The sequence below is a fragment of the Salmonella sp. SAL04162 genome, from assembly GCF_046551535.1.
Lineage (GTDB): Bacteria > Pseudomonadota > Gammaproteobacteria > Enterobacterales > Enterobacteriaceae > Salmonella > Salmonella enterica.
Genome location: NZ_JBGDVX010000005.1, coordinates 265,473 through 277,298, shown reverse-complemented (window position 1 = coordinate 277,298; position 11,826 = coordinate 265,473). Strand labels below are relative to the sequence as shown.

12 protein-coding genes are annotated in these 11,826 nt (G+C 44.0%); 3 read left to right on the top strand and 9 right to left on the bottom strand.

From position 1 onward, the window contains the following. Position 1: 1 nt before the first annotated feature. The 9 genes from sseD to spiC form a co-directional block, all read right to left on the bottom strand. On the bottom strand, positions 2-589 hold the full coding sequence (gene sseD / locus ACLJRH_RS12515; protein ID WP_000388323.1) for an SPI-2 type III secretion system translocon protein SseD: 588 nt from the start codon (positions 587-589) through the stop codon (positions 2-4). Positions 590-604: 15 nt separating this feature from the next. Beyond that, positions 605-2,059 carry an SPI-2 type III secretion system translocon protein SseC gene (sseC, locus tag ACLJRH_RS12510; protein ID WP_001079746.1) on the bottom strand — a complete coding sequence of 485 codons (1,455 nt, stop codon included), beginning with the start codon at positions 2,057-2,059 and terminating at the stop codon, positions 605-607. 2 nt (positions 2,060-2,061) lie between these two features. After that, positions 2,062-2,535, bottom strand: a complete 474-nt coding sequence (gene sscA, locus ACLJRH_RS12505; RefSeq protein WP_023136726.1) for a SycD/LcrH family type III secretion system chaperone SscA — start codon at positions 2,533-2,535, stop codon at positions 2,062-2,064. Continuing rightward, complete coding sequence (sseB, locus tag ACLJRH_RS12500) at positions 2,532-3,122, bottom strand: SPI-2 type III secretion system translocon protein SseB (RefSeq protein ID WP_023136725.1); 591 nt, start codon at positions 3,120-3,122, stop codon at positions 2,532-2,534. Before sseB ends, sscA begins: the two co-directional genes overlap by 4 nt. A 6-nt stretch (positions 3,123-3,128) precedes the next feature. Then, complete coding sequence (sseA, locus tag ACLJRH_RS12495) at positions 3,129-3,455, bottom strand: SPI-2 type III secretion system chaperone SseA (protein ID WP_000972855.1); 327 nt, start codon at positions 3,453-3,455, stop codon at positions 3,129-3,131. A 262-nt stretch (positions 3,456-3,717) separates the two neighbouring features. Next, positions 3,718-3,960 carry a YscE family type III secretion system co-chaperone SsaE gene (gene ssaE, locus ACLJRH_RS12490; protein WP_000210202.1) on the bottom strand — a complete coding sequence of 81 codons (243 nt, stop codon included), beginning with the start codon at positions 3,958-3,960 and terminating at the stop codon, positions 3,718-3,720. A gap of 7 nt (positions 3,961-3,967) precedes the next feature. Next, on the bottom strand, positions 3,968-5,179 hold the full coding sequence (gene ssaD / locus ACLJRH_RS12485; RefSeq protein ID WP_000323795.1) for a SctD family type III secretion system inner membrane ring subunit SsaD: 1,212 nt from the start codon (positions 5,177-5,179) through the stop codon (positions 3,968-3,970). Then, on the bottom strand, positions 5,160-6,653 hold the full coding sequence (gene spiA / locus ACLJRH_RS12480; protein ID WP_000261286.1) for an SPI-2 type III secretion system protein SpiA: 1,494 nt from the start codon (positions 6,651-6,653) through the stop codon (positions 5,160-5,162). The genes ssaD and spiA overlap by 20 nt, the downstream gene beginning before the upstream one ends. Before the next feature lies 1 nt (position 6,654). Beyond that, positions 6,655-7,056 carry an SPI-2 type III secretion system protein SpiC gene (gene spiC, locus ACLJRH_RS12475; protein WP_001562740.1) on the bottom strand — a complete coding sequence of 134 codons (402 nt, stop codon included), beginning with the start codon at positions 7,054-7,056 and terminating at the stop codon, positions 6,655-6,657. Positions 7,057-7,456: 400 nt separating this feature from the next. On the opposite strand from spiC, the gene ACLJRH_RS12470 reads away from it, so the two are divergent. From ACLJRH_RS12470 to ACLJRH_RS12460, 3 genes are all read left to right on the top strand, one after another. Then, complete coding sequence (locus ACLJRH_RS12470) at positions 7,457-10,219, top strand: two component system sensor kinase (RefSeq protein ID WP_001050750.1); 2,763 nt, start codon at positions 7,457-7,459, stop codon at positions 10,217-10,219. A gap of 30 nt (positions 10,220-10,249) precedes the next feature. Further along, entirely contained in the window at positions 10,250-10,888 is a 639-nt protein-coding gene (locus ACLJRH_RS12465; protein WP_000666335.1) for a two component system response regulator, read from the top strand. Positions 10,889-11,066: 178 nt separating this feature from the next. After that, positions 11,067-11,795: a MerR family transcriptional regulator gene (locus ACLJRH_RS12460; RefSeq protein ID WP_000122319.1), complete on the top strand. Its 729-nt coding sequence runs from the start codon at positions 11,067-11,069 to the stop codon at positions 11,793-11,795. Positions 11,796-11,826: the final 31 nt, after the last annotated feature.

Here is an 11,826-nt window from a genome sequence, read left to right as displayed (position 1 = left end):
TTTACCTCGTTAATGCCCGGAGTATTTCAGCAAGAACCGTGACCAGTGACGACCCCACGCCGATGATTTGCTGCATAATTTCAGTTGCTTTCTCCATAATTTCCGTCAGGGATTTATTATAAGATTGGGCCCCATTTTGTTGCAGGTCGGCAATCGCTTTATCTTGATCACTTTGACGTTGCGCTACACCAGCCCCCAGGCCCATGACGCCCCCAGCTGTGTGGCCTACGGCTTGACCCGCTATAAGACCGGTTTCCCCGCCTACGGCCCCTAATCCTATCGTCAGTACACCCGACAACATTGCGCCACCCGCAGTAATCATTGATGCTCTAAACGCTTCATCAATTGTTTTCATTTGCGTCTGTAAAACATTGACTTGCAGTTCCCAGGCCAGCCGTTGTTTTTCTACGTTATAGCTGCGCATGATATCGCGCAGCTTTTTGGCAAGCTCCATTAGCTTCATCCAGATATCATCAAATAACAGAAGCATTGATTCAGTACCCATTCCCTCCCCGGAGGGAGATGGAGTGGAAGAAGGTGTTAACAAGGAAGGCGCTGGTAATACCAGTGCTACGTTACTCGCTTCCATATTTTTATCCTCAGATTAAGCGCGATAGCCAGCTATTCTCGCCTGAACGCTACTATAGTGATCAATGGTATCTAATACATCTCTAAGCGCGGCACCGCTCCCCTTATAAAGCTCCTCTAAGCGTTTTTGTTCTATCTTTTTCTGGTTTTCTGTTTGTTGCATTATGAAATCCAGAAACCGTTGCTGAGTTATTAATTGCTCTATTTTCTTTTCGATCTTCGCTTTTTCTGTGTTAACCATGCCAGTATTCATCTGACTGGCGCCCTCGGTTGCACATCTGATAGCCTGTAAGCCTTTAAATGAACAATCCCTCAGTAAGGCATACAGGATTTTTTTGAACATATTGAAGAGAACTTTATTACGGAATTTTTTTAACAGGAACTTTCCACCTTCTTGCACACATTTTTCCAGGGCTTCTTTTGCCGCTTCTTTTGCCATGGCTTTCACCCCCTCTTTCGTAAAGCTTTTTCCCGCGCTTCGCGTCATATTATTTTCTACGTTACGAGAAAACTCGGCAGCCTCCTCTGCCATCTCATTCGCCATAGCCATTTCACGTTCAAGCGGCTCAAATTGTTTGGAAAAACTTTCGCTCACTTCTTCGCCAAACTTTTCAGCCAACTCCTCTATTTCTGCTTCCCCTGCACCTACCATACGCTCAACCACTTCCTCGCCAAAACCGGAGTCAAGCACTTTTGCAGCTGCGCCAGATAAACCTCTCGTCGCCATAAAAGCACGGCCAATCTGGAAAACATCCAGTGCCAGCGCGACGGCTTCACAACCAAATTGAATCTTACTTGTCACGTCAATAATTGCCTGACAGGTATCGTGGTCAGCACCGCACATCATTGCCGTTTCGGCTCCGGCTTTAACCATTCCTGCACAACCTGCGGCTATATAAGCTACGCCGCTAGCCATTTCTGCGGGATTACCGGACAGAAAACCCTCCACAACTTTTAAGGCGCCAATCACAGTTTCAAATATGCCGGTAATCCAGTCAAAAATAGCGCCAAAAATGCCCGCTTTACGCGCTTTATCCTCCTGCTCTATCGCTTTCTGGATCTGCTCCTGATACTCCTTTACCTGCTTATCACGTAATGCATTTTGCACCTCAGTTGCCCGCTCAAGCTGTTGGCATAACGATTGAGCGTTATTACCAAAAACGCTGAGTATTAATGTCGTCATCAACATTGATAAAACCGCGGGATTGGTCTGCAAAAAGTCAGGCAATGATGGACGCTTATGATTTCCGGGTACGGCATCAAGCAGTTGCTTCAACGCATTGCTTGCCTCCTGAAGACTAATTTTCCCTGATAACAGGCACGCGGCGTTGCCATCGCCAAAAGTAGAATTCACACGATGCTGGCGCTTTCCCAGCGAACCCGAGGAAACGCAACTGACATTGCTTAAGTGATGATGTGTTAAGGCGGTTACTCCTGCGGCGCTGTCGCTATTACTGTGAATTCGATTCATTTTTAGCTCCTGTCAGAAAGTTGCTGTAACATCTTTTCTGCACGCTGTCGGAGAATTTGATGTTCACTGACCTCGCCGCAAATACGCACCGCGGCCTTTAGCGCTTTTATTGCATAACAGACGTTATCACACGCGAGATAGCATTCCGCTGCGGCCCATGGCGCCTGCGGCGCATCAATCTTAATTTGTGCCGCGCGTCCATAGGCGTATATCGCTTCCCCCCAATGTTTTTGAGCCTGGCAGCATTCCCCTAACCGAAACCAGTAGTCAAATGACCAGGCATCATATATCGTCAGCAATTGAAAAAGTCGCGCTGCGCCGGCGAACTCTTTTACATCCATAAGCTGCATGGCATAGCGATACAGTGTATTAAGCGGCTGTGTAACATCGTCATCCAACAACATACGCAGCGAGCCGCCACGCCGGAAAAACCGCATCGTGTCATGTGCCTGTTGTAGGGTCGGGTCTTTTTTCATGAGTACGTTTTCTGCGCTATCATACTGGAAATTTCCCCCCACTTACTGATAAGCCCTGTCAGTTGGGTAAGGACAGCGTTAAGCTCCTGAGACATTTTTTGAATTGTTATCTGCCCCTGACTCATAAGATCGGTATTCCGGTTGGCGTCATTATCCAAAGCCGCTTTGACCGCCTGTAGACCACCTTTATCCAGCTTCCCATGATCGCCATATTTAGCCATATATTCATCAATGGTCAGACCATCGATGAGAATACCATTATCACGCATGTATTTAATTACATCCTCAGGTACCTCCTCTTTGGTTTTAGCATCCCCTTTGGCTGCTTTAGCAATCACCTCATCCATCTCATTTGACTTTTCCTGGGTATTTCTGGCACGTTCAGCGTTCTTCTGGACTTCAATAAATTTATCGTTTGCAATAGCCTGAATAACCATAAGGAGAATAAGCAAAACACCATACCCTTCGGCAAACGGATTTTGCTGGGATAAGTCATCCTGCCCCCCGGTATCAGTGTTGCTAACGCCGAAACTATTTTTAAACACAATAGGGTTTTGACTTCCCCATAAGATGTTTCCTGAAGACATTATGCTTTACCTTTTTGTTTTTCCTGACGGTATCTCCACCGGGGCTTGAGCATTAAGTTGTTTCAGTCGTACTTCAAGTTGTTTAAACAAACTTACTATTTTCTTTAAATCCTTCTCGGCCTCCTGGTTAACCCCGGCAACGCCTTGTGGAAATAGGTTATGAAGAATACTCTCTGTCTCTCTGCTTTTTTTGGGGCTCTCTGCCCTTTCAGCAAGCTGTTGACTCACCTTAGCCCGGATTTGGTGAAATTTTTTAAGACAGTGATTTAGCTGCATGTAACTTTGCTCTAAATCACGATATTCACTAAACGCAGCCTTTTTCTTTATCATCATTCCCCTCCATATACACGATAGATAATTAACGTGCTAACTAAGAGCCTATCCCATTAGGGCTATTTTACTTGCCATTTTGGTCCTGGGCAGTGCTCGCCAAAACGCGTTAGCGTTTTGAACGCCGCTAGCGGCGGCCCGAAGGGCGAGCGTAGCGAGTCAAACCTCACGTGCTACGTGTACGCTGCGGTTTTTGCGCGCTGTCCGTGTCCAGGCTGGCTGCGCCAATAACGCCTGGTGGGATAGGCTCTAAGATATTTTTACTTTACTCTTGCTCACTCACTACAAGTGCGCTGTTATGGTAACGATAATAAATAATGTTGATGATATTTTCGGCCTGCTCGATCGCTTCAAGCAATAAGGTGTTTTGCTGATATTGCTGCGGATCCTGTAACTTACCGTTGTTCTCTTCTAACTGTTTCCGGGCAGCCCTTAATTGTAAAATTATGCCTTTGGCCTCTTCACGCGAATGAAGCAGCAAATCTTCTAACCGGGTCAGAGTTGTCATTTTCCACTCACTTAAAATCTAATGGATAGTTAATCAAAGTATCATTATGTTTAATCGTTACCACATCGGCACTCAGATGGACAATTTCTCCCCCATTGGGTAACAATGCCCCTACACGTAAACGCTCTTTATTCGTCAGTAATAAGTAATTACCATGGCGACTCTGTACAAAGCCAGCCACTGGCGCAGGCAGATACTTGCTTTCATCATGAGAAGGCGCAATATCCTGATAAATTAAAGAAAGAGCGGGGTCCTTTTTCTTTAATGCTGCTAACGTTTCTTGCAAAATGCGTTGATGAGATTCATCCAGTACACCACTGATAACAAAAGAGCGCCGCATTGGCGTAACATTGACAAGCCCCACTAAACCGTTCTCTATTATCGCAGAAATAATATCATCCCCCTGAGACTGATGAGAATGACTAATCTGCCAGTGCAATAACCCGGGAATATCTGCAAGTAATGGTTGAACCTTACGCCATTGCTGATCCATTTGTATATCATCATGAATTAACACGCTTCCCGGCCCTTCACTGGATACTTCAGCATGCGGGTAACCCATTTTTATCAAAACATCCTGCACTTCTCGTACCAATAAGTCATCACAGATTACACCATCCCGATACATGACCCCCCATGATTCGAGAGTCGCTCTCACCTTTTGCATCTGTTCGCTTGACGAGCAATAACCGGACAACTGCAGGCTGCCATCTTCTTTCCATTGCGCCCGCACATAATGAATATTGCTTTTGTCTAATAAAAACTTAACCCGCAAAGGTAAGTCATTTACCGTTTCAGGCTGACCGCCAATACTTAACAGGACCCCCATTCCACCGATGAAAATCAAGAATACGCCAGCCAACCACCAGTACCCTGATCTGGAAACGGGTATTTGATAATCAGCAAGTTCACAATCCTGTTTACCAAACGCGATAGCCACTCCCGCAACCTGCAAAACCCCACTGGATGGTAGCGGCTTATTTGGATTAAATCTGCGGCCGTTAACTTTAACTCTGGCTTTCCCGGCATCAACAAATAAACTATCTGCCTGTTCTCTCAGAATAATTTTTTCATTTATAGTAAGCGGAATACAAATATCGCATCCTTTCTCCCCCAGTGACAGGTTACCTTCATTCAGCCATACTTCCCGGCCTTGTAAAACGTGACCTAAAAAACGTATTTTCCATGAACTCTTTGGATTAACCATGAGATATGCCATTATTTACTACTGAGGCTTTAATCAAAAAAAGCCTGATTACACTATGCACTTGAGTCGTATCATTGCGAAACAAATGACCTACGACAGGAATATCTCCCAATAAAGGGATTTTGTTTTGCGAGTGGATTTGTTTACCTTGTTTAAATCCTCCCAGCAATAGACTTTGCCCGGCCAATAATGTGGCTTGCGAAGCAATTTCAGAATTTTGCACTTCGGGCAGCGGGTCTGTTTCGCTTTGCGTATCACTTTGTTGTCCATCCTGAATATTAAGATTAAGCATTATTTTTTGCGTGCCATTGTCATTTAACAAGCGAGGTGTAACGCGCAACAAAGAACCCGTAGTGATGGATTCAAGTTTAGCCACTTTTTCTCCCTGCAGTTTGGTATAGAAAGTAATATTCTTATCCAGCACAGCCTGGATATTATTTAAAGTCACCACAGATGGCTGGGAAAGTACATAAGCCTGAGAGCTTTTTTCCAGGGCATTCAAACGCACCATAAAGTTTGAGGTATCGCTGATTACCGTTGAAAAACCGCTAGCTCCACCGTCATTCAAACCTGTATTGAACGCAATTTTCTTGCCACCCAGCGACACTGCCGTTCCCCAGTCGATGCCTAACTGGTTAATATCGCCAGCATTAACATCGATAATTTTCACCGAAATCTCTATCATCTGCTGGCGTTGATCTAATTCTGTGATGAGTTTCCGATACCCGGCCATATTGGCCGCATAATCACGAACGATCACTGCATTCTGGCGTGGGTCGGCAGCAAACATGGGCAATGCCTGTGTAGCGGGTGAACCATTGTTCGTCGATGACGCCGGGACGCTGGTTTTACTCATCTCACGCAATACACTCACGACCCCAGGAACCACGACGGACTGATCGCGATATTGGTATTGGGTATCCATCGCAGTGGCATACTTAAGCGTATATATACTTACACTCACCGCACTGTCTTTTCGTTTGATTAACGCATTATCCAGCACTGAAGCTAATTGACTAATACGGGTCAGGCAACTGGGAACACCGCTCACCTCCACAGCTCTGGTACCGGTAATTTCTTTAACCTCGCATCCCGGTGATGAAAGGATATTCTGGCTGCGTAAGTAATGAATGAACCGCCCAGTAGATAAAATATTGAAAGTGATAACCTGATGTTTTAATAACGATGCAGGATATACATATAACATGCTACCATCAAACCAGGTAAGCAAATCATATTGTGCTGCCAGGTTATTCAAAATATCGACCGGTGGTCCAGGCGGAATTTTTCCACTAAATGTAGCTGTTATCAACGGGCTAATAGTAATAGCCGTATCATAGTTCTCTGAGAGCAGATGTAAAACCTCTGCTAATGGCATTTGTCTGGCATAAAGGGTGAAGTCATTACCTTTCCATGATAACTCATCACTCTTTGCCGTATTGAGTATAAATAGTAAAATTAAAATTAAACGTTTATTTACTACCATTTTATACCCCACCCGAATAAAGTTTATGGTGATTGCGTATTACATTTTTTAAAATGCAAGTTAAAGCCAGGTGTTTTTCTATCTCAATAGCAATAAGCTCAGAGCTACTACTTGTGGTATAATAACCGTTTAACCATCCTCCATCCGCTGTGAGCTGTATAGCATAATCATGGACATCCGGGTGTGCTGCAAGCAGTAGTGTCACATAGGCAAGACAAGGCTTAGGTAAGCTTTCCAGGTCATTTAAGAACAAAGAAATAGAAAATGCTTCTGAGAAAATTTCTCCTCTGGCAGGATGCCCATCAATAGTCATTATCCAGGATCGGCTATTACCTTCGGCCTTGATATCCTGAATTAATGGAATGCCTTTTAAAACTGCCAGCATGAATCCCTCCTCAGACATAAATGAGAGTTTCTATCAAATTCGCTCACAACCACATCCGTAAAAAGCCTGATTCACATTTATTTCGACTATACTCTTCTTGTACAATATCAAGATGCTGTCTACATACACCTTGTGACAGGCGATTCTATCATTCGGATTTTCCGATAAATTCACAATTACACTTTCAGTATTGACATAAAAAATTACAATTTGAAAAATTATTTATTAAATAAACTGTTACGATGTTTTTACATCGCCGCTTTATTAAAAAGTAATTGTAGTCATCGACTGGGTTATATATGAAGAAATTTACCTTCCTAATGATAACACCATCGATTAATCTTCTGATGAAACTATATGTACTGCGATAGTGATCAAGTGCCAAAGATTTTGCAACAGGCAACTGAAGGAAAGCATTATGAATTTGCTCAATCTCAAGAATACGCTGCAAACATCTTTAGTAATCAGGCTAACTTTTTTATTTTTATTAACAATAATAATTATTTGGCTGCTATCTGTGCTTATTGCAGCTTATATATCAATGGTTCAGAAACGGCAGCATATAATAGAGGACTTATCTGTTCTATCCGAGATGAATATTGTACTAAGCAATCAACGATTTGAAGAGGCTGAGCGTGACGCTAAAAACTTAATGTATCAATGCTCATTAGCGACTGAGATTCATCATAACGATATTTTCCCTGAGGTGAGCCGGCATCTTTCTGTCGGTCCTTCAAATTGCACGCCGACGCTAAACGGAGAGAAGCACCGTATCTTTCTGCAGTCCTCTGATATCGATGAAAAAAGCTTTCGTCGCGATAGTTTTATTCTTAACCATAAAAATGAGATTTCGTTATTATCTACTGATAACCCTTCAGATTATTCAACTCTACAGCCTTTAACGCGAAAAAGCTTTCCTTTATACCCAACCCATGCCGGGTTTTACTGGAGTGAACCAGAATACATAAACGGCAAAGGATGGCACGCTTCCGTTGCGGTTGCCGATCAGCAAGGCGTATTTTTTGGGGTGACGGTTAAACTTCCTGATCTCATTACTAAGAGCCACCTGCCATTAGATGATAGTATTCGAGTATGGCTGGATCAAAACAACCACTTATTGCCGTTTTCATACATCCCGCAAAAAATACGTACACAGTTAGAAAATGTAACGCTGCATGATGGATGGCAGCAAATTCCCGGATTTCTGATATTACGCACAACCTTGCATGGCCCCGGATGGAGTCTGGTTACGCTGTACCCATACGGTAATCTACATAATCGCATCTTAAAAATTATCCTTCAACAAATCCCCTTTACATTAACAGCATTGGTGTTGATGACGTCGGCTTTTTGTTGGTTGCTACATCGCTCACTGGCCAAACCGTTATGGCGTTTTGTCGATGTCATTAATAAAACCGCAACTGCACCGCTGAGCACACGTTTACCAGCACAACGACTGGATGAATTAGATAGTATTGCCGGTGCTTTTAACCAACTGCTTGATACTCTACAAGTCCAATACGACAATCTGGAAAACAAAGTCGCAGAGCGCACCCAGGCGCTAAATGAAGCAAAAAAACGCGCTGAGCAAGCTAACAAACGTAAAAGCATTCATCTTACGGTAATAAGTCATGAGTTACGTACTCCGATGAATGGCGTACTCGGTGCGATTGAATTATTACAAACCACCCCTTTAAACATAGAGCAGCAAGGATTAGCTGATACCGCCAGGAATTGTACACTGTCTTTGTTAGCTATTATTAATAATCTGCTGGATTTTTCACGCATCGAGTCTGGTCATTTCACATTACATATGGAAGAAACAGCGTTACTGCCGTTACTGGACCAGGCAATGCAAACCATCCAGGGGCCGGCGCAAAGCAAAAAACTGTCATTACGTACTTTTGTCGGTCAACATGTCCCTCTCTATTTTCATACCGACAGTATCCGTTTACGGCAAATTTTGGTTAATTTACTCGGGAACGCGGTAAAATTTACCGAAACCGGAGGGATACGTCTGACGGTCAAGCGTCATGAGGAACAATTAATATTTCTGGTTAGCGATAGCGGTAAAGGGATTGAAATACAGCAGCAGTCTCAAATCTTTACTGCTTTTTATCAAGCAGACACAAATTCGCAAGGTACAGGAATTGGACTGACTATTGCGTCAAGCCTGGCTAAAATGATGGGCGGTAATCTGACACTAAAAAGTGTCCCCGGGGTTGGAACCTGTGTCTCGCTAGTATTACCCTTACAAGAATACCAGCCGCCTCAACCAATTAAAGGGACACTGTCAGCGCCGTTCTGCCTGCATCGCCAACTGGCTTGCTGGGGAATACGCGGCGAGCCACCCCACCAGCAAAATGCGCTTCTCAACGCAGAGCTTTTGTATTTCCCCGGAAAACTTTACGACCTGGCGCAACAGTTAATATTGTGTACACCAAATATACCAGTAATAAATAATTTGTTACCACCCTGGCAGTTGCAGATTCTTTTGGTTGATGATGCCGATATTAATCGGGATATCATCGGCAAAATGCTTGTCAGCCTGGGCCAACACGTCACTATTGCCGCCAGTAGTAACGAGGCTCTGACTTTATCACAACAGCAGCGATTCGATTTAGTACTGATTGACATTAGAATGCCAGAAATAGATGGTATTGAATGTGTACAATTATGGCACGATGAGCCGAATAATTTAGATCCTGACTGCATGTTTGTGGCGCTATCCGCTAGCGTAGCGACAGAAGATATTCATCGTTGTAAAAAAAATGGGATTCATCATTACATTACCAAACCAGTGACGTTGGCTACCTTAGCTCGCTATATCAGTATTGCCGCAGAATATCAACTTTTGCGAAATATAGAGCTACAGGAGCAGGATCCGAGTCGCTGCTCAGCGCTACTGGCGACAGATGATATGGTCATTAATAGCAAGATTTTCCAATCACTGGACCTCTTGCTGGCTGATATTGAAAATGCCGTATCGGCTGGAAAAAAAATCGATCAGTTAATTCACACATTAAAAGGCTGTTTAGGTCAAATAGGGCAGACTGAATTGGTATGCTATGTCATAGACATTGAGAATCGCGTAAAAATGGGGAAAATCATCGCGCTGGAGGAACTAACCGACTTACGCCAGAAAATACGTATAATCTTCAAAAACTACACCATTACTTAATATTATCTTAATTTTCGCGAGGGCAGCAAAATGAAAGAATATAAGATCTTATTAGTAGACGATCATGAAATCATCATTAACGGCATTATGAATGCCTTACTACCCTGGCCTCATTTTAAAATTGTAGAACATGTTAAAAATGGTCTTGAAGTTTATAATGCCTGTTGCGCATACGAGCCTGACATACTTATCCTTGATCTTAGCTTACCTGGCATCAATGGCCTGGATATCATTCCCCAATTACATCAGCGTTGGCCAGCAATGAATATTCTGGTTTACACAGCATACCAACAAGAGTATATGACCATTAAAACTTTAGCCGCAGGTGCTAATGGCTATGTTTTAAAAAGCAGTAGTCAGCAAGTTCTGTTAGCGGCATTGCAAACAGTAGCAGTAAACAAGCGTTACATTGACCCGACGTTGAATCGGGAAGCTATCCTGGCTGAATTAAACGCTGACACGACCAATCATCAACTGCTTACTTTGCGCGAGCGTCAGGTTCTTAAACTTATTGACGAGGGGTATACCAATCATGGGATCAGCGAAAAGCTACATATCAGTATAAAAACCGTCGAAACACATCGGATGAATATGATGAGAAAGCTACAGGTTCATAAAGTGACAGAGTTACTTAACTGCGCCCGAAGAATGAGGTTAATAGAGTATTAACCAGGGGCATCCGATGGTATTAAGCATTGGTCATATTTTGATGAGCCTTACGCCACGCAGTATTGCTCATCATCGACAAAATCCATACGGATGCCCTGGTATGCCGCACCATTTATCACTACCTTAGTCTTCATTTAATCATGATATAGTAGAATCCCCTTATTTAACGGGCTTTACCATGTCGTATTCTATCGGCGAATTTGCCAGACTATGCGGTATCAATGCCGCCACGCTAAGGGCATGGCAGCGACGCTATGGTTTATTGAAACCGCAGCGTACTGATGGCGGGCATCGCTTATACAGCGATGACGATATTCGACAAGCGCTTAGCATCCTCGACTGGGTGAGAAAAGGCGTACCGATAAGCCAGGTCAAACCCTTACTATCGCGTCCGGTCATTCGCCTGGGCGATAACTGGATAACGATTCAGGAGACGATGCTTCAACATCTCCACGAAGGGCGAATTGACGCGCTGCGGCAGTTGATTTATGACTGTGGCCGGGAATATCCTCGCGCAGAACTGGTGACCCATTTATTGCGTCCGTTGCGCAGCAAAGTGTCCGCGCATCTTCCCGCCGTGATGACGCTGCGCGAAATACTGGATGGCATCATTATTGCCTACACCTCTTTTTGCCTTGAAGGCGACAGAAAAGCGCCTGGCAACAATGCCTTTATTAGCGGATGGCATCTCTCGGATCACTGTGAAATCTGGCTGGAAGCGTTGACTCGTACCGGACAAGAGCTGCGGCTCAATGTGCTTCCCTCTCCACCAGCCATGCTGGCGCCCGAGCTGTTCGCCCAGAGAAAATGGTTCCTGGTGACCACCGGAAAGCTCACTACCGGGCAGAAAAAACAGCTTGCCCAGTGGCGCAACGTGGTCGCTTCGCTGGAGGTTATCACACTATAAGCGCTGAAATAGATTTCTTCCCCTCATTCTA